This window comes from Streptomyces sp. NPDC037083 (genome assembly GCF_055606485.1).
The window spans coordinates 105610-127704 of record NZ_JBVJSQ010000011.1 but is presented as its reverse complement, the minus strand read 5'-3'; the positions used below and the strand labels follow the sequence as shown (position 1 = coordinate 127704).

The 22095-nt window shown below is 72.1% G+C and carries 17 protein-coding genes and 1 riboswitch; of the genes, 8 read left to right on the top strand and 9 right to left on the bottom strand.

The window, feature by feature from the left end; translation table 11 throughout:
- Positions 1 to 24 precede the first annotated feature (24 nt).
- The 3 genes from ACZ7DE_RS27570 to ACZ7DE_RS27560 form a co-directional block, all read right to left on the bottom strand.
- Positions 25 to 1215 carry an alkaline phosphatase family protein gene (locus ACZ7DE_RS27570; protein ID WP_470765700.1) on the bottom strand — a complete coding sequence of 397 codons (1191 nt, stop codon included), beginning with the start codon at positions 1213 to 1215 and terminating at the stop codon, positions 25 to 27.
- Positions 1215 to 1802, bottom strand: coding sequence for a DUF5998 family protein (locus ACZ7DE_RS27565; protein ID WP_470765698.1), 588 nt, complete (start codon positions 1800 to 1802; stop codon positions 1215 to 1217). The genes ACZ7DE_RS27570 and ACZ7DE_RS27565 overlap by 1 nt, the downstream gene beginning before the upstream one ends.
- A gap of 452 nt (positions 1803 to 2254) precedes the next feature.
- Positions 2255 to 5092 carry a bifunctional acetate--CoA ligase family protein/GNAT family N-acetyltransferase gene (locus tag ACZ7DE_RS27560; RefSeq protein WP_470765697.1) on the bottom strand — a complete coding sequence of 946 codons (2838 nt, stop codon included), beginning with the start codon at positions 5090 to 5092 and terminating at the stop codon, positions 2255 to 2257.
- Positions 5093 to 5273: 181 nt separating this feature from the next.
- On the opposite strand from ACZ7DE_RS27560, the gene ACZ7DE_RS27555 reads away from it, so the two are divergent.
- Complete coding sequence (locus tag ACZ7DE_RS27555) at positions 5274 to 5555, top strand: HPr family phosphocarrier protein (protein ID WP_069767459.1); 282 nt, start codon at positions 5274 to 5276, stop codon at positions 5553 to 5555.
- Positions 5556 to 5679: 124 nt separating this feature from the next.
- Here ACZ7DE_RS27555 and ACZ7DE_RS27550 read toward each other — a convergent pair whose 3' ends face one another.
- The 4 genes from ACZ7DE_RS27550 to ACZ7DE_RS27535 form a co-directional block, all read right to left on the bottom strand.
- The gene (locus ACZ7DE_RS27550; protein ID WP_470765694.1) at positions 5680 to 6375 is read right to left on the bottom strand and encodes a GntR family transcriptional regulator; all 696 of its coding nucleotides are present in this window, start codon (positions 6373 to 6375) and stop codon (positions 5680 to 5682) included.
- 187 nt (positions 6376 to 6562) lie between these two features.
- Positions 6563 to 7309 carry a M23 family metallopeptidase gene (locus tag ACZ7DE_RS27545; protein WP_470765693.1) on the bottom strand — a complete coding sequence of 249 codons (747 nt, stop codon included), beginning with the start codon at positions 7307 to 7309 and terminating at the stop codon, positions 6563 to 6565.
- 14 nt (positions 7310 to 7323) lie between these two features.
- Positions 7324 to 7490: riboswitch (cyclic di-AMP (ydaO/yuaA leader) on the bottom strand.
- Between the two features lie 199 nt (positions 7491 to 7689).
- On the bottom strand, positions 7690 to 9078 hold the full coding sequence (locus tag ACZ7DE_RS27540; protein WP_470765691.1) for a M16 family metallopeptidase: 1389 nt from the start codon (positions 9076 to 9078) through the stop codon (positions 7690 to 7692).
- Positions 9075 to 10424: a M16 family metallopeptidase gene (locus ACZ7DE_RS27535; protein ID WP_470765689.1), complete on the bottom strand. Its 1350-nt coding sequence runs from the start codon at positions 10422 to 10424 to the stop codon at positions 9075 to 9077. Before ACZ7DE_RS27535 ends, ACZ7DE_RS27540 begins: the two co-directional genes overlap by 4 nt.
- 271 nt (positions 10425 to 10695) lie before the next feature.
- Here ACZ7DE_RS27535 and ACZ7DE_RS27530 point away from each other — a divergent pair, with 271 nt between their 5' ends.
- Positions 10696 to 13158, top strand: a complete 2463-nt coding sequence (locus ACZ7DE_RS27530) for a DNA gyrase/topoisomerase IV subunit A (RefSeq protein ID WP_470765687.1) — start codon at positions 10696 to 10698, stop codon at positions 13156 to 13158.
- Here ACZ7DE_RS27530 and ACZ7DE_RS27525 read toward each other — a convergent pair.
- Positions 13155 to 14216 carry a CobW family GTP-binding protein gene (locus ACZ7DE_RS27525; RefSeq protein ID WP_470765685.1) on the bottom strand — a complete coding sequence of 354 codons (1062 nt, stop codon included), beginning with the start codon at positions 14214 to 14216 and terminating at the stop codon, positions 13155 to 13157. The genes ACZ7DE_RS27530 and ACZ7DE_RS27525 overlap by 4 nt on opposite strands.
- Before the next feature lie 320 nt (positions 14217 to 14536).
- Between ACZ7DE_RS27525 and ACZ7DE_RS27520 the strand changes: the two genes are divergently transcribed.
- The 6 genes from ACZ7DE_RS27520 to ACZ7DE_RS27495 all read left to right on the top strand — a co-directional run bounded on the left by ACZ7DE_RS27520 (position 14537) and on the right by ACZ7DE_RS27495 (position 20884).
- Positions 14537 to 15094, top strand: a complete 558-nt coding sequence (locus tag ACZ7DE_RS27520) for a DUF6082 family protein (RefSeq protein WP_470765683.1) — start codon at positions 14537 to 14539, stop codon at positions 15092 to 15094.
- 233 nt (positions 15095 to 15327) lie between these two features.
- Positions 15328 to 15567, top strand: coding sequence for a hypothetical protein (locus ACZ7DE_RS27515; protein WP_470765682.1), 240 nt, complete (start codon positions 15328 to 15330; stop codon positions 15565 to 15567).
- A gap of 419 nt (positions 15568 to 15986) precedes the next feature.
- Positions 15987 to 17261, top strand: coding sequence for a citrate/2-methylcitrate synthase (locus ACZ7DE_RS27510; protein ID WP_470765681.1), 1275 nt, complete (start codon positions 15987 to 15989; stop codon positions 17259 to 17261).
- Positions 17262 to 17441: 180 nt separating this feature from the next.
- Entirely contained in the window at positions 17442 to 18383 is a 942-nt protein-coding gene (locus ACZ7DE_RS27505; RefSeq protein ID WP_470765680.1) for a sucrase ferredoxin, read from the top strand.
- A 129-nt stretch (positions 18384 to 18512) separates the two neighbouring features.
- Complete coding sequence (locus ACZ7DE_RS27500) at positions 18513 to 20207, top strand: ATP-binding protein (RefSeq protein WP_470765678.1); 1695 nt, start codon at positions 18513 to 18515, stop codon at positions 20205 to 20207.
- Positions 20204 to 20884: a response regulator gene (locus tag ACZ7DE_RS27495; protein WP_470765677.1), complete on the top strand. Its 681-nt coding sequence runs from the start codon at positions 20204 to 20206 to the stop codon at positions 20882 to 20884. Before ACZ7DE_RS27500 ends, ACZ7DE_RS27495 begins: the two co-directional genes overlap by 4 nt.
- A gap of 120 nt (positions 20885 to 21004) precedes the next feature.
- Here the strand turns inward: ACZ7DE_RS27495 and ACZ7DE_RS27490 are convergent, their stop codons facing one another.
- The gene (locus ACZ7DE_RS27490) at positions 21005 to 22066 is read right to left on the bottom strand and encodes an ABC transporter substrate-binding protein (protein WP_470765676.1); all 1062 of its coding nucleotides are present in this window, start codon (positions 22064 to 22066) and stop codon (positions 21005 to 21007) included.
- Between the last annotated feature and the right edge of the window lie 29 nt (positions 22067 to 22095).

Below are 22095 nucleotides of genomic sequence, written 5' to 3'. Positions count from 1 at the left end.
GTCAGGAGGAGAAACGGTCCGGCTTCAGGAGCGTACTTCGAGCAGGGGGACCAGTTGCTCGGCAGGGGTCATCGAGCCGTGGTTGCCGACCATCGCCGACTCCTTCGGCTCCCGCTCGGAGGCGATGATCAGGACGTCGTCCCGGGCGGCCGCGATCACGTCGCCGAGGCGGGCGTACACCCGCTCGTCGATCCGCGGCCCGAACCAGCCCGCGGCGATCGCCTCGTCGCGTGAGGCCACCCAGAACTGCTCGCCGAGCACCTCGCGCCAGCAGGTCAGCACGTCCTCCTCGGCGCCCGGCACGGCATAGACGTGGCGGGCCCGGCCCTCGCCGCCCAGCAGGGCGACGCCGGCGCGCAGTTCCCAGTCCGCGTCGAAGTCGATGCGGTGCTCCTCGTCGAAGGGCACGTCGATCATGCCGTGGTCGGCGGTGACGTAGAGCGCGCTGCGCTGCGGCAGTTGCTCGGCGAGGCGCTGGACGAGCCGGTCGACGTACATGAGCTGACCGCGCCAGGTGTCGGAGGCGACGCCGTAGCGGTGTCCGGCGCCGTCCAGTTCGGCGTAGTAGGTGTAGACGAGGGAGCGGTCCCCGGCGGCGAGTTGCTCGGCGGCGAGGTCCATGCGCTCTTCGCCGCTGAGCCGCCCGTGAAACGTTCCGCCGCTGAGCGCGACCTTGGTCAGCGGGGTGTTCTGGAACGCGGGGGACGTCACCTGGGCCGCGTGCACACCCGCCCGCTGGGCGAGCTGGAAGACCGTGGGGTACGGCTGCCAGATGCCCGGCGCGGTCCACGGCTGCCAGCGGAGCTGGTTCATCAGCTCTCCGGTGGCCGGGTTGCGCACGGTGTAGCCGGGCAGGCCGTGGGCGCCCGGCGGCAGGCCGGTGCCGACGGAGGCCAGCGAGGTCGCGGTGGTCGCCGGGTAGCCGGCGGTCAGCGGACGCCCGGTGCCGCCGCGCGAGCTGCCAAGCAGCGCGTGCAGGTACGGCGCCTCGTCGGGGTGGGCCTTGATCTGCTCCCAGCCGAGGCCGTCGATCAGGAAGACGCAGTTGCGGTCGGCCGGCGCGAGCTCCGTGATCACCGCGGTCGTGCCGGGTACGTCCATGCCCGCCGCCAGCGTGGGCAGCAGGTCGGCGAGGGAGCCGGAGCCGTACTCGGGGACGGGGGCGGAACCGACGGGGAGCGGCTCGGGGTAGTCCCAGGGGGCGGACTGGGCCATCAGCGGGTGACGTCCGCGGTGGCTTCGGACAGCGACTGGGCGAAGGCAAGAGCCTGGCGCACCGTCTCCGGCCCGTCCCCGGCCTCGCTGACGCGCAGGCTGAGGTCGTCCGCCGTCGAGCTGCCGGTATAGCCGTGGTCGGCGTCGCAGTTGGGGTCGCCGCAGGCGGCCGGCTCCAGGTCGATGCGGGACACCGCGCCCCAGCCGATGGTGAGCACGACCTCGCGCGGCGGCGTGCCCGGCGTGTACGACTCGGGGTTGGCGACCACGCGGCTCAGCACGACCGACGAGATCCGGCCGAGCTTCACGGACTCCGTGGACGTCGTGGCGTACGGCGTCGGGGAGGTGGTGTCGGCGGCCTGCTCGTCGGTGTGGCTGACGATGAAGCGGTTGCCGGTGAGCACCAGCACGGTCACGTGCCGGCGCACCTCGTTCTGGTCGAACGTGGTCTCCTGGTGGACCAGGAACGACCGGATCGGCTCGCCGCCCACGGCGGCCTCCACCGCCTCGGCCACGAGGGCCGGGTAGTAGCCGCTGCGCTCGATCGCCGCGCGCAGCCCCTGGGTCGTCGTACTGGTCTTGGCCATGCCCTCATCCTACGGGGACCCACTGACTGCGAGGCACCGCTCGGCACCGCTTCCGTGGGCCTGTGGCGTCCGCGGTCCGATCCGCCGGAGCCCGCGGCGACCGTGTCCCGCACGGCGTGCTCCCCGACGATCTCCAGCCTCTCCCCGCCATCGGGCAGCAGGAGCGGGGTTCGGTCCCGCTGCGTCCGTGGCGACGGGCGAGGGGGGTGAAGTGCGCGGGAGCAACGGGGGCGGCTCCCGCGGGAACACCTTGGGATGCGTGATCGCGGCGGTCGGTGCCTGTGGGTGGTGGGCGTCCGGCGGTGGGTGCTGGGCGTCCGGCGGTCGGTGCTGCTCGGTCGGGGGTCGGTGGCGGTCGGTGCTGGGGCGGTCGGCGTCCTGCGGTGGGTGCTGGGCGTCCGGCTCGGCGGTCGGCGGTGGCCTATTTCGGTGCGTCGTGCGGCCCGCTCTGTTCAGTACGTGGGCAGCGTCCTCGGGCCGAGGTCGTCGCGGGCGGGCGGCGGCGCGAGGCGTACCGACGCGCCGAGGACGCTGAGGCCGTGCGGGGCGACGACGACCGGTTCCAGGGTGACGGCGACGACCTCGGGGTGGTCGTCGACCAGCCGGGAGACCCGTAGGAGGAGTTCTTCCAGGGCCGGAGTGTCGACGGGCGTCGAGCCGCGCCAGCCGAACAGGAGCGGGGCGGTCCGGATGGAGCGGACCAGCGAGCTCGCGTCGCGGTCGGTGACCGGGACCAGCCGGTGCGCCATGTCTTCGAGCAGCTGCGAGGCGGCCCCGGCGAGCCCGAAGGACAGTACCGCTCCCGCCGCCGGGTCGATGACCGCGCGGACGACCGTGTCGACCCCGCGCGGCGCCATCGCCTGGACGACCGGGCGCAGCTCCTGAGGCTTGCCGAAGAGCTCGGTCAACTCGGCGAACGCCCTGCGCAGTTGCTCCTCGTCGGCCAGGTCGAGGCGTACGCCGCCCAGGTCGGCCCGGTGGCGCAGGTGCGGGGCGGTGGCCTTGAGGGCCACGGGGTAGCCGAGGGCGTCCGCGGCCCGCGCCGCCTCGTCGGGGGTGGGCGCGGGGATCGCCCGGCGGGTCCGGATGCCGTAGCGGCCGAGCAGCTCGCAGGTGTCCTCGGTACCCAGGGTGAGGCCCTGCCCGCGCGCGAGGAGGCCGCCGATCAGTTCGGCGGCGCCCTTCTCGTCGATGTCGTCGTACTCGGGGACCTTGCCCGGCTCGGCCGCTTCGCGCCGCCACTGGGCGTACTTCACGGCCTCGGCCAGGGCACGGACGGCGCGTTCGGCGGCGGGGTAGGCGGGGATGAGGTGTGCTCCCTCGGGTGCCTCCACGGGCGCGGGCTGCGGCAGCCCGGCGTGCTGCGTCTGTGCCTGCGTCTGCGTCTGCGTCGAGGCACGCGCGCGTGTGGCGGCTTCCGCGCGCGGTGCGGTGCTCGCCGCGGCGGAGAGCGCCGCCGCGAGACCACCGAGTTCCACGTGCACGACGAGCACCGGTTTGGCGGGAGCGGCGGCCGCGGCCGAGCGCAGCGCCTGGGCGAGTTCCGCGTCGCCGGGCGACCTCTCCCCGATCGCCGGGATCGCCGTCACCACCACCGCGTCGCACGTCTCGTCGGCCAGGGCGCGCGCCAGTGCCGCGTGGAAGTCCTCCGCCGAGGCCTCCGTCGTCAGGTCCAGCGGAGGCAGGGGGCGCAGCCCCTCCGAGAGGCAGGCGTCGTAGGTGAGCAGCCCCAGGGACTCGGAGTTGCCGAGGATCGCGACGCGTGGTCCTGTCGGCAGCGGCTGACGGGCGAGCAGCAGGCCGGCGTCGACCAGTTCGGTGATGGTGTCGACGCGGATCACGCCGGCCTGCCGCAGCAGCGCCGACACGGTCGCGTGGGGCAGCCGGGTCGCCCGCACGGCGTGCCCTTGCGGGGCGGAGCCGGCGCCCTGGACGACGACCAGGGGCTTGGCCGCCGCCGTGCGCCGCGCGAGGCGGGTGAACTTGCGCGGGTTGCCGATGGACTCCAGGTACATGAGGGCGACGTCGGTGTCGGGGTCGTCGTACCAGTACTGGAGGACGTCGTTGCCGGAGACGTCCGCGCGGTTGCCGGAGGAGACGAACGTGGACACGCCGGTGACGCCGGTGACGCCTCCGCCGCGCCGGTGCAGCCGGGACAGCAGGGCGATGCCGATGGCGCCGGACTGGGCGAACAGACCGATCCGGCCGGCCCTCGGCATCTCCGGGGCGAGGGACGCGTTCAGCCGCACGTCCGGGGAGGTGTTGATGACCCCGAAGGCGTTGGGCCCGATGATCCGCATGCCGTACGCGCGTGCCTGCCGGACGAGTTGGCGCTGGCGCTCGCGCCCGTCGCGGCCGCTCTCGGCGTAGCCGGCGGACAGGACGACGAGTCCCTGCACGCCGTGCTCGCCGCACTCGGCGACGACGTCGGGCACGTACGCGGCCGGGACGGCGACGACCGCGAGGTCGACAGGCGCCTCCATGTCGCGCACGGAGCGGTACGCGGGTACCCCGTCGAGCTCTTTCAGGTCCTCGGGGAAGGCCTTGTTCACGGCGTACAGGGGGCCGGTGAACCCGGCCTCCCGGAGGTTGCCCAGGACGCTGCGGCCGACGCCGCCCGGGGCGCGGCCGACGCCGACGACGGCGACGGAACCGGGCGCCAGCAGGCGTCGTACGGAGTGCGCCTCCGCACGCTGCTCCCGCGCGCGCTGCACGGCGACGGAGCGCTCGGTGGGTTCGAGGTCGAACTCCAGGCGGACCACGCCGTCCTCGAAGCTGCGCTTCTGGGTGTAGCCGGCGTCCGTGAACACCTTGATCATCTTGCTGTTGGCGGGGAGCACCTCGGCGGCGAAGCGGCGGATGTCTCGCTCGCGTGCGACGGCCGCGATGTGCTCGAGGAGCGCGGAGGCGACGCCGCGCCCCTGGTGGGCGTCCTGCACGAGGAAGGCGACCTCCGCCTCGTCCGCGGGCGCGGAGGCGGCCATGCCGTCGGCGCCGATGCGGTCGTAGCGTACGGTGGCGATGAACTCGCCGCCCACCGTGGCCGCGAGTCCCACCCGGTCCACAAAGTCGTGGTGCGTGAAGCGGTGGACGTCCTTTGCGGACAGGCGCGGGTAGGGCGCGAAGAAGCGGTAGTACTTCGACTCGTCCGAGACCTGCTCGTAGAAGCTGACCAGGCGCTCGGCGTCATCGACGGTGATGGGGCGGATGCGTGCGGTGCCGCCGTCGCGCAGCACCACGTCGGCCTCCCAGTGGGCGGGGTACTCGTGCCGGTCCGACGCGCTTCGCATGGGGCCCAGAGTACGGCTCGCGTCCGACAACGGCGCGAGGCAGTCTGTGGAGGACGGACGTCGGATCGAGGCCGCGATCCGACGACCACACCACGGGAGGGGACGAAACGGACCCTCCCTCACACGCTTCACGTGTGGAACACTGGTCTAGACAACCTGAGACACCGAAGGGCAGCATCACATGGCTGAGCGCCGCGTCAACGTCGGCTGGGCCGAGGGCCTTCACGCCCGCCCCGCTTCCATCTTCGTCCGGGCCGCCACGGCCGCAGGCATCCCGGTGACGATCGCCAAGGCCGACGGCAACCCCGTCAACGCGGCCTCCATGCTGGCCGTCCTCGGCCTGGGCGCCCAGGGCGGCGAGGAGATCGTCCTCGCCTCCGACGCCGAGGGCGCGGACGTCGCACTCGACCGACTGGCGAAGCTGGTCGCCGAGGGCCTCGAGGAACTCCCCGAGACCGTCTGAGCGCGTCACCCTTAATACTGAAGGGCTCGCCCGAATTATCGGGCGAGCCCTTCGCATTTCCCGTCGACGGGCAGCAGAAATAATCCCCCGCGAATTATCCCCTTCTTTGTATACGGCCCTCTTGTTAATGCCGGAGACCCGTCATGTTTACGGGAGGTTGCGAAGTCCTCACGCGGTCGACGCGCTCCCCGCCACCGGAAAAACGCAGTCGGTGCGCCGCCGTCGCGCGCTCGGTGTGCAGCGCCGTGATCGCACGGGCCCGCTCCCCGTCGCCGCGCGTCACCGCGTCCACGATCGCGCCGTGCTCCGCCCAGGACTCCGCGGGGTCGGCGGGGGCGTCCACCGTGTACATCCAGGCGATCTTGTGGCGCAGCTGGGTGAGCATCGACGTCAGGGCATGGCTACCGGAGGCCTGGGCGAGCGTCTCGTGGAACCACCCGCCCAGGGAGCGCAGATCGTCGCTGTTGCCCCTCCTGGCCCGCTCCTGGCCCAGCCGGACGAGGCCGCGCAGCACCTTCAGATGGGCCTCGGTGCGCCGCTGGGCGGCCCGGGAGGCGCCGAGGGGCTCCAGCAGCATGCGCATCTCCAGCAGGTCCGCCGCCTCCTGCTCGGTCGGTTCCGCGACGCACGCGCCCGCGTGCCGCCGCGTCACGACGAAGCCCTCCGCCTCCAGCGTGCGCAGCGCCTCGCGGACGGGGACACGAGAAACGCCGTAGCGGCGGGCGAGGAGTTCCTCGGTGAGGCGGCTGCCGCGCTCGTAGACACCCGCGACGATGTCGTCCCGGACGGCCGTGCACACCGAGTGCGCCGGAATACGCATGACGGACCTCCGCCTTAATCCCCGTGAAACGTCGACGATTGACGTGTGTTCAGTGACTCTATTGCAATGAACGGGAATTTCCGATGGCGGACCGGAATCCGGGGATATTTTTTGGACAACACGCCCGGGGAAACGGCAAAGCCCCGGCCGAGAGGGCCGGGGCCAGACGATCTGTCGCCGTGTGTCGTCAGACGTTCACGCCGTGCTGGCGGAGGTAGGCGACCGGGTCGATGTCCGAGCCGTACTCCGGGGACGTGCGGGCCTCGAAGTGCAGATGCGGGCCGGTCACGTTGCCGGTGGCGCCCGACAGGGCGATCCGCTGGCCCGGGGTGACCTGCTGGCCGACCGACACCTCGATGGACGACAGGTGACCGTACTGGGTGTACGTGCCGTCGTTCATCTTGATGACGACCTGGTTGCCGTAGGCCCCGCCCCAGCCGGCCTCCACGACGGTGCCCAGACCGACCGCGTGCACGGTGGTTCCGCTGGCGGCGTGGAAGTCGATGCCGGTGTGGCTGCCGGAGGACCACAGGGAGCTGCTGGCCTGGTAGCCGGTGGAGACGTAGGAGCCGGTGATCGGCATCACGAAGGTGTTCAAGCGCTTGCGCTCGGCCTCACGAGCGGCACGCACGCGTGCCTCACGCTCTTCCACCGCCTTCTTCGCGGCGGCCTGGCGGGCGGCCTCCTCGAAGGCGGCGTGCTTCTGTGCGGCGACCTGGTCGTCGAGCTGCTCGGCGACGGACTCGCCGGCGGTGACGACGGGGATCAGACCGGTCTGCTCGGGCGCGGGCTCCGTGGCGGCGAACGCCGGAGTGGAGGCGACGGTGGCCATGACACCGGTGGTGGCGAGCGCCGCGACGCCCGCCGCGCGGGCGGTGGTGCGCTGCATCCGGCTGGGCCGACGGTGCTTCCCGGTGGCGCAGGTGAACGCCATGAAGTCAGGGGTGTCCTTTCCTTCCCTCTCGCCTACCGGGTTAGCTGACGGGTTCGGAGCAGGAAGGTCTCCTACGGACACCCTCGCGTTCGCGCGGGCGTCCGATTCACCCCAGGGACTGCACAAGTGGGTCCCCGGCTCCCCTGGCTCGCGCCGTACGGGGACTCGGCGATGACTGTCCGGTGCCGCGGCTGCGGCGCACTGCCTGACGAACAGCCCGGATGACGCTAAACGGCGCGGGTTTCAATCCTCAAACGAATCCAGGGTTTTGTAGCGCATCCCACAGGGCAGACGGGCCGCCTCCGCCCCAATTCGGACATTCAGAAGCCCTGGTGACGTGTCCGTCGACCAGGGCCCCTGCGCGCGCGTGCCGTTGCGGGCTACTCCGCGGAGACGACCTTCACCTCGCCGATGCCGAGGGCCTCGACCGGCTCCTTGATCCGGGCCGCGTCACCCACCAGGACGGTCACCAGCCGGTCCACCGGGAAGGCGTTCACGGCCGCCGCGGTGGCCTCCACCGTGCCGGTGGCGGCGAGCTGCCGGTACAGCGTCGCCTGGTAGTCGTCGGGCAGGTGCTGCTCGACCTGGTCGGCCAGCGTGCCCGCGACGGCCGCGGCGGTCTCGAACTTCAGCGGCGCGACCCCGACCAGGTTCTGCACGGCGACGTCCCGCTCGGCGTCGGTCAGGCCCTCGGCGGCGAGGGTGCGCAGCACCTTCCACAGGTCGTCCAGCGCGGGGCCGGTGTTGGGGGTGTCCACGGAGCCGCTGATGGCGAGCATCGCGGCGCCCGAGCCGTCGGGGGCGGACAGCAGGACCTGGCCGAAGGCGCGGACGCCGTAGGTGTAGCCCTTCTCCTCGCGCAGGACGCGGTCCAGGCGGGAGGTGAGGGTGCCGCCGAGGCAGTACGTGCCGAGCACCTGCGCGGGCCACACGCGGTCGTGCCGGTCGGCGCCGATGCGGCCGATCAGCAGCTGCGTCTGGACGGCGCCGGGGCGGTCCACGATGAGGACACGGCCGGTGTCGTCCGCGGTCACCGGCGGCACGGGCCGCGGCTGCGCGGAGGAGCCCGTCCAGGCGCCCAGGGTGTCGCCCAGGAGCGCCTCCAGGTCGATCCCCGTGAGGTCGCCGACGACCACGGCGGTGGCCGTGGCGGGGCGGACGTGCTTCTCGTGGAAGGCGCGGACGGCGGCCGAGTCGATCTTCTCGACGGTGTCCGCGGTGCCCTGACGCGGACGCGACATGCGCGCGGTGTCCGGGAACAGCTCCTTGAAGAACTCCTTGGCGGCGCGCCGGGCGGGGTTGGCCAGCTCGTGCGGGATCTCGTCCAGGCGGTTGCGGACGAGGCGCTCGACCTCGCTGTCGGCGAACGCGGGCGCCCGGAGGGCGTCGGCGAGCAGACCGAGGCCCTTGGCCAGCCGTGAGGCCGGCACTTCGAGGCTCAGGCGGACGCCGGGGTGGTCGGCGTGCGCGTCCAAGGTGGCGCCGCAGCGCTCGAGTTCGGCGGCGAACTCCTCGGCGGAGTGCTTGTCGGTGCCCTCGGAGAAGGCGCGGGCCATGATCGTGGCGACGCCGTCGAGGCCGGCGGGTTCGGCGTCCAGCGGCGCGTCGAGGAGGATCTCGACGGCGACGACCTGCTGGCCGGGCCGGTGGCAGTGCAGCACGGTCAGACCGTTGGACAGGGCCGTCCGCGCGGGCGCCGGGAATGCCCACGGTTTGGCCTCGCCCGCCCGGGGCTGGGGGTGGAAGTCCATCGTGGCGAGCTCGGTCACCGGGCCGCCTCCTCGTTCTCGTCCTGGTCGGCGGGGGCTTCGGCGGCGGTCGGCTCGTAGACGAGCACCGCGCGGTTGTCGGGGCGCAGACGGGCCTTGGCGACCTCCTGCACCTCCTCGGGCGTCACGTCCAGGACGCGCTGGACGGCGGTGAGGGCGAGCTGCGGGTCGCCGAACAGGACGGCGAAGCGGCACAGTTCGTCCGCGCGGCCGGCGACCGTGCCGAGCCGGTCCAGCCACTCGCGCTCCAACTGGGCCTGGGCGCGCTCCATTTCCTCGGCCGTGGGGCCCTCCTCGGCGAACCGGGCGAGCTCCTCGTCGATGGCGGACTCGATGACGGGCACCTCGACGTCGCCGGACGTCTTCACGTCCAGCCAGCCCAGCGAGGGCGCCCCGGCGAGCCGCAGCAGGCCGAAGCCGGCGGCCACGGCCGTGCGGTCGCGGCGCACGAGCCGGTTGTAGAGGCGGGAGGACTCGCCGCCGCCGAGGACGGTGAGCGCCAGGTCGGCGGCGTCGCACGCGCGCGTGCCGTCCTCGGGCAGCCGGTAGGCGGCCATCAGGGCGCGGGCCGGCACCTCCTCCTCGACGATCTCGCGCAGCTGCTCGCCGATGACGTCGGGCAGGGAGCCGTCGCGCGGGTCGGGCTTGCCGTCGTGGCCGGGGATGGAGCCGAAGTACTTCTCCACCCAGGCGAGGGTCTGCTCAGGGTCGATGTCGCCGACGACCGACAGCACCGCGTTGTTCGGCGCGTAGTAGGTGCGGAAGAACGCGCGCGCGTCCTCCAGCGTCGCCGCGTCCAGGTCGGCCATCGAGCCGATCGGCGTGTGGTGGTAGGGGTGGCCGTCCGGGTAGGCGAGAGCGGTCAGCTTCTCGAAGGCCGTGCCGTAGGGGACGTTGTCGTAACGCTGACGGCGCTCGTTCTTGACGACGTCGCGCTGGTTCTCCATCGACTCGTCGTCGAGCGCCGTGAGCAGGGAGCCCATGCGGTCGGCCTCCAGCCAGAGCGCGAGCTCCAGCTGGTGGGCGGGCATGGTCTCGAAGTAGTTGGTGCGCTCGAAGCTGGTGGTGCCGTTGAGCGACCCGCCCGCGCCCTGGACCAGCTCGAAGTGGCCGTTGCCCTTGACCTGGCCGGAGCCCTGGAACATCAGGTGCTCGAATAGGTGAGCAAGGCCGGTGCGGCCCTTGACTTCATGGCGCGAGCCGACGTCGTACCAGAGGCACACCGCCGCGACGGGGGTCAGGTGGTCCTCCGAGAGCACCACGCGCAGACCGTTGGCCAGGCGGTGCTCGGTCGCTGTCAGGCCCCCGGAGCCTGCCTGGGCTGTGGCGGTGTGACCCATGGGCATGTACGTCCCTTCCGATCGCGGACGCGGTCGTCGAAACCGCGGTTTTCCTGCCGGTCCTGCCACTGTATGCAAGCGTGCGCACGGTCGGCGAAGTTCCCGGACGACGTACGCCGAGAGCGAGATCGCGTAGCCTGCGGGCAGCCGTGGCGGAGGTGCCTGCGCGTGCGGGCCCGGACGGCCGACGCCGGGCCCTCGCCCGCACTGTCAGTGCCACGGTCCACAATGGTCCGCATCAGTTCCCGTCACACGCCCCAGCAAGGAGCCGGCAGCGATGGCCCGCCGCAGCACGAAGACCCCGCCGCCCGACGACTCGTACGAGGAGCGCATCCTCGACATCGACGTCGTCGACGAGATGCAGGGCTCCTTTCTCGAGTACGCGTACTCGGTCATCTACTCCCGCGCCCTGCCGGACGCCCGTGACGGTCTCAAGCCGGTGCACCGCCGGATCGTCTACCAGATGAACGAGATGGGCCTGCGCCCCGAGCGCGGGTATGTGAAGTGCGCCCGTGTCGTCGGCGAGGTCATGGGCAAGCTGCACCCCCACGGCGACGCGTCGATCTACGACGCCCTGGTGCGCATGGCCCAGCCCTTCTCCATGCGCCTGCCGCTGGTCGACGGCCACGGCAACTTCGGTTCGCTGGGCAACGACGACCCGCCGGCCGCGATGCGGTACACCGAGTGCCGGCAGGCCGCGGCGACCAGTCTGATGACGGAGTCGATCGACGAGGACACGGTCGATTTCGCGCCGAACTACGACGGCCAGGAGCAGGAACCGGTCGCGCTGCCCGCCGCGTTCCCGAACCTCCTGGTCAACGGCGCGTCCGGGATCGCGGTCGGCATGGCCACGAACATGCCGCCGCACAACCTGGGCGAGGTCGTCGCCGCCGCCCGCCACCTGATCCGCCACCCCGGCGCGGATCTGGACGCCCTGATGAAGTTCGTGCCGGGCCCCGACCTGCCCACCGGCGGCCGGATCGTCGGCCTCTCCGGCATCCGGGACGCCTACGAGAACGGCCGCGGCACGTTCAAGATCCGCGCCACCGTCGCGGTGGAGACCGTGACCGCGCGCCGCAAGGGTCTGGTCATCACCGAGCTGCCCTTCACCGTGGGTCCCGAGAAGGTCATCGCCAAGATCAAGGATCTGGTGGGCTCGAAGAAGATCCAGGGCATCGCCGACGTCAAGGACCTCACCGACCGCGCGCACGGCCTGCGCCTGGTCATCGAGATCAAGAACGGCTTCGTGCCGGAGGCGGTCCTGGAGCAGCTCTACAAGCTGACGCCGATGGAGGAGTCCTTCGGCATCAACAACGTGGCACTGGTCGACGGCCAGCCGCTCACGCTGGGCCTCAAGGAGCTCCTGGAGGTCTACCTCGACCACCGGTTCAACGTCGTGCGCCGCCGCAGCGAGTTCCGCCGCGGCAAGCGCCGCGACCGGCTGCACCTGGTGGAGGGACTGCTGACGGCGCTCGTCGACATCGACGAGGTCATCCGGCTGATCCGCTCCAGCGAGAACAGCGCGCAGGCGAAGGAGCGCCTGATGGAGCGCTTCTCGCTGTCGGAGATCCAGACCCAGTACATCCTGGACACCCCACTGCGCCGGCTCACCAAGTTCGACCGCATCGAGCTGGAGGCGGAGAAGGAGCGGCTCAACGAGGAGATCGCCGAGCTGACCCGGATCCTGGACTCGGACGCGGAGCTGCGCAAGCTGGTCTCGGCCGAACTGGCCGTGGTGGCGAAGAAGTTCGGCACCGAGCGTCGTACGGTGCTGCTGGAGTCGTCGGGAGCCACGACGGCGGCCGTGCCCCTGCAGGTCGCGGACGACCCCTGCCGGGTGCTGCTGTCGTCCACGGGTCTGCTGGCCCGCACGGCGAACGGCGAGCCCTTCGCGGAATCCGAGGACGGGGACGGCAGGCGCACCAAGCACGACGTGATCGTCTCCGCCGTCGCGGCCACCGCGCGCGGGGAGATCGGCGCGGTCACCTCCGCGGGCCGCCTGCTGCGGATCAACGTCGTGGATCTGCCGCAGCTCCCGGACACCGCGTCGGTGCCGAACCTCTCGGGCGGCGCCCCGCTGGCGGAGTTCGTCTCCCTCGAGGGCGACGAGAGCGTCGTCTGTCTGACCACGCTCGACGAGTCGTCGCCGGGTCTGGCGATCGGCACGGAACAGGGTGTGGTCAAGCGCGTCGTGCCCGACTATCCGACCAACAAGGGCGAGCTGGAGGTCATCGGCCTGAGGGACGGCGACCGGATCGTCGGGGCGGTCGAGCTGCGGACCGGCGAGGAGGACCTGGTCTTCATCACCGACGACGCGCAACTGCTGCGCTTCCAGGCCGCCCAGGTGCGCCCGCAGGGCCGTCCGGCGGGCGGGATGGCGGGCATCAAGCTCACCGAGGGCGCGAAGGTGATCTCGTTCACGGCCGTCGACCCCGCCGTGGACGCGGTGGTCTTCACCATCGCGGGCTCGCGCGGAACGCTGGACGACTCCGTGCAGACGACCGCCAAGCTCACCCCCTTCGACCAGTATCCGCGCAAGGGCCGCGCCACCGGCGGTGTGCGCTGCCAGCGGTTCCTGAAGGGCGAGGACTGTCTGTCGCTGGCCTGGGCGGGCCCCGTCCCGGCCAAGGCGGCACAGAAGAACGGCCTGCCGGCCGACCTCCCGGAGATCGACCCGCGCCGTGACGGCTCGGGAGTGTCGCTGCCGAAGACGGTGTCGGTGGTGGCGGGGCCGGTCTAGGCCGGGGCCTCCTGGAAGGCCTCCTCCTCGGGGTCCGGCACGTAGCGCAGGACGCCCCACAGGTCGTGTTCGCCGGCGGGTGGGGCGTCGCTCACGCACGCCTGGAGTTCCCTGCCGAGCGCTGCGGCGTCGATGCCCGACCCGATGAGGACGAGCTGGGTGGCGCGGGTCTCGGCGTTCGGCCAGGGTTCGGGGTAGAAGCGCAGGAAACGACCCACGGCGTGCACGGCGTACCGGTTGACCGGGTCGTGCGGACCGAAGTCGACATACCCCTTGATCCGGTACAGCCCTTCCGGCCGGCTGTCGAGGAACTCCAGCAACGGCCTTGGGGCGAGGGGGACTTCGGAGGTGAAGGAGACGCTGTCGTAGCCGGTGTGGAGATGGCCGGCGTGCTCGTCCGCGTCGTGGTCGTGCAGGTCGTCGAAGGACAGCTGCCCCACGCGCTCCTCGCTCGGCCGGCAGTCGAAGAGGAACTCGGGGTCGATGCGGCCGTGGGCGGCGGGGACGACGGCGGCGCGGTCGGCGAGGGAGCGGACCAGCCCGAGGATCCCGTCGGCGTCGGGCGCCCGGTCCACCTTGTTCACCACGACCAGGTCCGCCAGGGCGAGGTGGCGGTCGATCTCGGGGTGCTTCGCCCGGGTGCCGTCGAACTCGGCCGCGTCGACGACCTCGACGAGTCCGCCGTACACGATCCGCGGGTGGTCGCTGGCCAGCACCATCCGCACGAGTTCCTGGGGCTCGGCGAGGCCGCTGGCCTCGATCACGATGACGTCGATGCCGGCGGCCGGGCGGGCGAGGCGTTCGAGGTAGACGTCGAGCTCACTGGCGTCGACCGCGCAGCACAGGCAGCCGTTGCCGAGGGAGACGGTGGAGTCGCCGAGCGCTCCGGCCACGGCCATGGCGTCGATCTCGATGGCGCCGAAGTCGTTGACGATCGCACCGATCCGGCTGCCTCCACTGCGGTGCAGCAGGTGGTTGAGCAGGGTCGTCTTGCCGGAGCCGAGGAATCCGGCGAGGACGACCACCGGGATCTGCTGCGGACCGGGACTGTGTGACACCGTGCGACCTCTCTGACACCTGCGCGCACCGGCTCACGGCTGAGGCGCGCGTACGCGGACTGAATGCGGGCCCAGGATACGAGCCGGGGGAAAGCCCGCGAACCGAACGATTGTCGGCAGCACGCGCGGGGCAGACGTCAGGCAAGGCGCTCTGGCGTGCGACCCTCGCTTCCCTCCGTGCGCCTCCCCTCCGCCTCCCCCGCCGGTCAGAGCCGCTCGGCACCCTGGGAGACGGCAAGCGCCGCCCACCGCTCGCCGGTCCCAGTCATGCCACCCGCACCCCGACGACCGGCGCACGGCCGCCTGATCCGGGGGTTGACATGGCCACACAGAAGTCACGGGCACGGGGGCTGGCTTCCCTCGCCGCGGCGGGCCTCGGCCTGGCCGCGGGTGCCCTCGCCGCACTGGCCGCCCAGCGGCATACGCTCGACGCACTGCGGATGCGGCTCGAGCACCTCGAGGCGGCGGCCCGGGACCAGCGCCACACGAACCTCGCCCATCAACAGCGGCTGCACTGGGAGCTTCTGAGCAAGGCCATCGACAGTCCGGAGCTGGCGGAGGTGCTGGACATCTTCGAGGCGCCGGCGTCTCCCCAGCAGCGACGGCAGTACCTCTTCGCGAACGCCCTGTACACCAACCTCCTGTTCTACTACCGCATCGGCAATCTCACCCGGGAGGAGTTCCACGGCCGTATGCGGGGGCTTCTCCAGAACCCCGTGGTGCGGGGGTACTGGTACGCGACGCAGGGCCAGCGGGCCACCCTCCCGGACGATTCGGACGAGGCCGCTCTGGGACGCATGGTCGACGAACTCCTGCGCCTGCTGGAGGAAGCGGACATCGACGAGTGGTGGGTGGTGGGCGAACCGCCCGTCGACTGACGGCGCGCGCCCGCAGCTTCACGCCGACGGGCGATAACAAACGGATGAAGTACGGCGTTGTCCCAGGCACGGCTGGGGTTGACTCACACGTGATCGCGTAGGGCGACCCCATAAGACCGTCGTCCACGCCGCCGGATGACGAACGCGCCCCACAGGGCTGCCTTCGCGCCCCGCAGTCGCCGTGTGCGCACTCTCTTCAGCGAAGTTCACCCGTGAAAGCCAGAGGAACAACAGTGAGTCAGATCATCCGTCGGATCGGTGTGCCCCCCTGCGAGCGGGGGAGCACGGGAGGCGGCAACTGCCCCGACATCTTCGAGTTGGCCGACGGGAACTTCGCCGTGATCGGCAGGGACCAGACCGAGAAGCTCGACGGAGAGCTGCCGCCCGACGCGTCCCGCGCCGACTACGAGCGCATCGTCGTCATCACGCGTGAGACGCTGCTGCGCGCCAAGTCCGACATCCCGGACGCATGAACGCGGCAGCGCCGACCCGGGTCGTCGCGACGGTCGTCAGCGCGATCACCGGTTCATAGGCGCGTCCCTGGCCGTCGAAATGTTCTTCGCCAACCGGCGTACGGTGCCGCCGCTCTTCCGGTTCCAAGCGCCGACGCCTCGGATCCAGGCGAGCAGTCCCACGCCGAGCAGTCCCACGCCGAGCGTCCGCGTCCCGGGCAGGCCGCCCGGGAGTCCGACGCGGGCAGTCGGAACGGCGAGTCCGGGTGACGAGCGCCCAGCGGTCCGGCACCCCCGCGGTGCCGGACCTTCCGTGTGTCCGGGGCCGTCGGGGCGCGCCGCCGGACGACGGCCCCACCGAGCCGACCACCTCCGGCGCCGACCGCACCCCTTCAATGTTGAGTCAGTCAATACACGCAGATGTGGATACGGTGCCCTCCATGCGCGATCAAGAACCCGGCCCCGGTCACCCCGAGCGGCGGCTGAGCACCAAGGAGGCCGCCGAGCTGCTCGGCGTGAAACCGGAGACCGTGTACGCGTACGTCAGCCGCGGTCTGCTCGGCAGCAGGCGCACGCCCGGCGGCCGGGGCAGCACCTTCGACGCCGAGGAGGTCGGGGCTCTCGCCCGGCGCAACAGGCGGGAGAGCAGCGGGGGTCCGGGGACCGGAGCGATGCCGGCCGTACGCACGCACCTCACGTGCATCGAGGAGGACCGCTACTACTTCCGAGGCGTCGACGCGGTCGACCTGACCGCCCGGCACTCCTACGAAGAGGTCGCGGAGTGGCTGTGGACGGGCCGGCTGCGCCCCGGCGTGGCCTTCACCGCCCCCGAGGCGTCCGTCGAGGCCGCCCGCCGTGTCGTCGAGGCACTGCCCGACCACGCCGGTCCCACCGACCGGTTGCGGGTGGCCGCCGTCGCCGCGGCGGCCGCGGACCCGCTGCGCTTCGACCTGTCCGAGGAAGCGGTGCTCGGCACCGCGCGCATCCTGATTCCCACCCTGGTCGCCGCCCTGCCGCCGAAGCGACCCGCCCACCGCGACGAGGGCTCCCTCGCCGGGCGCCTGTGGGGGCGGCTCAGCGGGCGGCCCGCCGGACAGGCGCAGCTGCACGTCCTCGACACGGCTCTCGGCCTGCTCGTCGACCACGATCTGGCCGCTTCGACGCTCGCGGTGCGCGTCGCCGCCTCGGCCCGCGCGCACGCCTACGCGGCCGTCTCCGCCGGGCTCGGCGTGATCGAGGGACCGCTGCACGGTGCGGCCGGCGGGCTCGCCCACCGGATGCTGCTCGACGTGCTCGACCGGGGCAGCGCCGGGCCCGTGATCGCGCAGGAGCTGCGGGCGGGCCGCCGCATCCCCGGCCTCGGCCACCGCCTCTACTCCGGCGAGGACCCACGCGCGCGTGCCCTGTTCGCGCTCCTGGAGGGCATCCCCGAAGCCGCGCCCGCCCTCGCCGCGGCCCGGGACGTCGTGGCCACGACCGCCCGCCACGCGCCCCTGCACGCCAACGTGGACCTGGCGCTCGCCGTCCTCACCGCATCCAGCGGCATGGACTCCTCGGCCGCCGAGACGATCTTCGCCATCGCCCGTACGGGGGGCTGGATCGCGCACGCCTTGGAGGAGTACGGCGAGCGCCCCCTGCGGATGCGGCCGAGCGGACACTATGCGGGCCCGAAGCCCCCGCAGCCACTGCCGGAGCCGGAGCCTGGCCCGCGGTGAGGGTGCCAGGAACAGGGCAGGACACGATCACCGCGTTCGACGAAGAACGCCCGACCAGGGCAGACGCGCCGCGACGCCGGGACCTCGGCTGCGCCGCGGCACGCGCACGCGTGCCGCGAGGGACGGCCGTCGGACCCGGCCGGAAGTCACCCCGCGCCAAGTCAGGTTAGGCTCACCTCTGTGAGTACGTGCGCGACCGTCTCGCGGGACCTCGGCGAGCCCATCTCCGGTACCGCGGCGACGGCAACCACCTGGCTGCTCCTGGAACAGCCCGGCCCCTGGGGTGCGAAGGCGCTGGTCTCGAGCCACCTGGACCCCGCCCTGGGGCGCGCCCTGGAGGCCGCCGCACAGGGCACGGGGGTGCGCGTCGCGCTCATCCGACGACCGGGCCGCCATGCGGACTCCGGCGATGCGACGCTCCGCCAGGTGTACGCCGCCCACACCGTCCCCGGGCGGGTGTGGCTGCACAGCGCCACGACCCACGACCCTCGCCGCCTGCTGGACCTCGACTTCGCCGCGCTGGGCCGGGGCGACCACCGCACCTTCGACACCGCGCTGCGGGGCAGGGCCCACACCGGCGATCCGCTCGCCCTCGTCTGCACCAACGGCAAGCGCGACCGCTGCTGCGCGCTCCTCGGCCGTCCGCTGGCCGCGGAACTGGCCGCCTCGGGGGTGCGGGGCGCCTGGGAGGTCACCCATCTGGGGGGTCATCGTTTCTCCCCCACCCTGCTCGTCCTGCCGCACGGGTACGCGTACGGCCGCGCCGAGGCCGGTGCCGTCAAGAAGGTCCTGCACGGGGTGCAGGAGGGTCGGATCGTCGTCGAGGGGTGCCGCGGGAGCTCCGCCTGGGAGCGGCCCGGGCAGGCGGCGGAACTGGCGGTGCGGGCGGCGACCGGCGAGGACGCGGCGGAGGTGCTGAGCGTCGTCCGGACCGCCGGGCGCGCACCGCGCTGGGAGGTGACCGTCACGCACACGGACGGACGCCACTGGGAGGTCGTGGTGGTCCAGGGCGCCTCGTCGCCGCCCCGGCCGGAGAGCTGCGGAACGTCGGTCCTCGGCTCGCCCGCGCGGATGGACGTGGTGGCGGTGCGCGAGCTGACGGGCGCGCTGCCGACGGGCTGAGAACCCCCGAGCAGGGCCTCTGCGGCATCCCGCGCGGACGCGAGCGGACCGCTCTCCACCCGAGCCGGTCACGAGATCCGCGCCACCCGCCCCTACGGCTGCGCCGTCCCGCCCACGTACCGTCTTGGTATGAGCCCCACTCCCCCCGCACGTCGCCTGCGCCTCGGAATGCCGCGGCGCATGTTCTCGCAGCTTCTGCTCATGCAGCTGGCGATCGCCGCGGGAGTCGTCGTGCTCGCGACCGGGCTGTTCCTCGCCCCGCTCAGCGATCAGCTGGACGACCAGGCGATGCGCCGTGCGCTCGCCATCGCGCAGACCACCGCGGCGGTGCCGCAGATCGCCGAGGACCTGCAGAACACGCGGCCGTCCGTCGACGGGCCGGTGCAGCGGGAGGCCGAACGGATCCGCAGGGCCAGCGGCGCCGAGTACGTCGTGGTGATGGACCTGAACGGCACCCGCTGGTCGCACACCGACCCGGCCCAGGTCGGCGGCCACGTCTCGACGGACCCGAGTCAGGCTCTGGCCGGGCGGGCGGTCATGGAGATAGACAGCGGCACCCTGGGCCGCTCGGCCCGCGGAAAGGTGCCGCTGCGCGACAGCGACGACAAGATCATCGGCGCGGTCTCCGTCGGCATCGAGTACGACAGCGTGCGCGCCCGCCTCATCCACGCGATCCCCGGACTGTTCGCCTACGCCGGAGGCGCGCTCGCCGTGGGCGCGCTGGCGGCCTGGCTGATCTCCCGCCGGGTCCAGCGGCAGACCCGCGACCTGGCCTTCTCGGACATCTCCGCGCTGCTCGCCGAACGGGAGGCGATGCTGCACGGCATCCGGGAGGGTGTCGTCGCCCTGGACCGGGCCGGCCGCGTCCGCCTGCTCAACGACGAGGCCCAGCGCCTGCTGGGCCTCGGGGACGAGGCGGTGGGCACGTTGCCCGACGAGGCGCTCGGCGAGGGACGCACGGCCGACGTCCTGGCCGGCCGGGTGACCGGCACCGACCTGATCGCCGTCCGGGGACAGCGCGTCCTGGTCGTCAACCGCATGCCCACCGACGACGGCGGCGCCGTGGCCACCCTGCGCGACCGCACCGAGCTGGAACAGCTCGGCCGGGAGCTCGACTCGACGCACGGGCTCATCGACGCGCTGCGCGCCCAGGACCACGAGCACGCCAACCGCATGCACACGCTGCTGGGGCTGCTCGAACTCGAGATGTACGACGACGCCGTGGAGTTCGTCGGAGAGGTGGTCGGCGATCACCGGGCCACCGCGGAGCAGGTGACCGAGAAGATCGAGGACCCTCTGCTGGCCGCCCTGCTGGTCGGCAAGGCGACCGTCGCGGCCGAGCGGGGCGTGGCCCTGTGGGTCTCCGACCGGACCCGGCTGCCCGATCGGCTGATCGACCCGCGCGGGCTGGTCACGGTCGTCGGCAATCTCGTGGACAACGCCCTCGACGCCGTCGCGGGCAAGCCGCACGCGCGCGTGGAGGTCGAGCTGCGCGCGGACGGCCGTACCGCGGTCCTGCGGGTACGGGACACCGGTCCCGGCATCCCGGCCGGGCAACACGAGTTGATCTTCACCGAGGGCTGGTCCACGAAGAAGCCGCCGGCGCACGGCAAGCGGGGCATCGGGCTCTCCCTGGTACGCAGGCTCGCCGAGCGGCAGGGCGGCAGCGCGACGGTCGGCGAGGCGACGGGCGGGGGCGCCGAGTTCACCGTCGTCCTGCCCGAGGCGCTGACCGAGCCCGGGCCGGAACCGGGCCGGGAGTCCGGTCTGCAACCCGCCTTGATCGCACCGTCGAAGGGCGCCGTCGAGGAGGAGTCACGATGATCGAGGTCCTGATCGTGGACGACGACACCAGGGTCGCCCGGGTCAACGCCGCCTACGTCGAGAAGGTGCCCGGCTTCCACGTCGCCGGCGAGGCCCACAGCGCGGCCGAGGCGCTGCGCCAGCTGGAGCTGCTGCCCCGGCTGGACCTCGTCCTGCTGGACCACTACCTGCCCGACGAGACGGGGCTGGAGGTCGTCCAGGAGATGCGCCGGCGCGGCCACCAGACCGACGTGATCATGGTGACCGCGGCGCGGGACGTCTCCACGGTGCAGGCGGCGATGCGCCAGGGCGCCCTGCAGTACCTGGTGAAACCGTTCGCCTTCGCCGGGCTGCGCGCCAAGCTGGAGGCGTACGCCGAGCTGCGCCGCACCCTGGACGGCGGCGGCGAGGCCGAACAGGCCGACGTCGACCGCATCTTCGGCGCGTTGTCCGCCCCCTCGGAGCCCGGTCTGCCCAAAGGACACTCCCCCACCACCGCCGAACTCGTACGCCAGTCCCTGATGAACGCCGAGGGACCCTTGTCGGCGCAGGAGATCGCCGACCGGACGGGGGTGAGCCGGCAGACCGCCCAGCGCTATCTGAAGCTCCTGGAGCGCACGGGGCGGGCCCGTCTCACCCTGAAGTACGGCGACGCGGGCCGCCCGGAACACCGTTACGTGTGGGCGACCCGCGCCTGAGGCACGGCCCTTGGGGCGGGGGAAGGAACCGTGCCCTCCTGGGATACGGTTCCGGCCCGCCGGCTGTTCGGCCGTGCGCCCGCCGACTGCCCGCCCGTCAGCCCGCCGACGTCCCGACCGTCAGCCCGCCGCCTTCTCGACGAACTCGGTCGTGAAGGTCTTGCTCAGGTCGACCTTGGCGTTCTGGATGTTCGGGTTGAACGCCTTGAGGACCTTCTCGACCGTCTCGGGACCGTTCTCGGGCATCACACCGTCCTTGGTGAACATGGGCAGTGTGTTCTTGATGGCCACCGAGTACAGCATCTTGTTCCCCTGCGAGTAGTCGGCCGGCATCTTCTCGGCGATCTGGCTCGCGCTGTGTGTGGACATCCACTTGAGCGTCTTGACGAATGCATTGGCCAACTTCTGGACGGTGTCCTTGTGACCGTTGACCCAGTCCGTCTGCATGTACAGACTCGACGAGGGATACGGCCCGCCGAGGGCCTCCTCGGAGCCCTGCGGGGTCCGCATGTCGAGCAGGACCTTGCCGGCCTTCTTGTCCAGGATCGTCGCCACGGTGGGGTCGGTCGTCATGCCCCCGTCGATGGCGCCCTGCTGGAGCGCCGAGATGAAGGTCGGCCCCGCGCCCACGGCGACCGGGGTGAACTCGCTGACCTTCACGCCGTTCTTGACGGCGAGGTACTTGGTGAGGAAATCGGTCGACGAGCCGAGGCCCGTGACGCCGAGCTTCTTGCCCTTGAAGTCCTTGGGCGAGGTGATGTCGCCCTCCGCCTTGGCCGAGACGATCTCCACCTCACCGGGCGCGTGCGAGAACTGGACGACGGACTCCACCTCCTTGCCCTTCACCTGGAGGTCGAGCGTGTGGTCGTAGAAGCCGACGGCGCCCTGCACCTGGCCGGAGACCAGCGCGGTCTCGGCCTGCACACCGGCCGGCTCGCTCAGCAGTTCGACGTCGAGCCCCTCGGCGTCGAAGTAGCCCAGGCGCTGGGTGAGCATGGCGGGCAGGTAGATGACCTTGTCCAGGCCACCGACCATGATCTTGACCTTGGTGCCCTTGCCGTCCCCCTTGCTGCCGGAGCCGCTGGACGCGGTACTGGCGGCGTCGTTGGCACAGGCGGTGAGCGAGGTGAGGGCGAGCAGGCCGGCGGCGGCCAGGGCCGTGTATCTGGCGGTTGTACGCATGGCGGGTTCACGTCCTTGTGAGAGGGCGA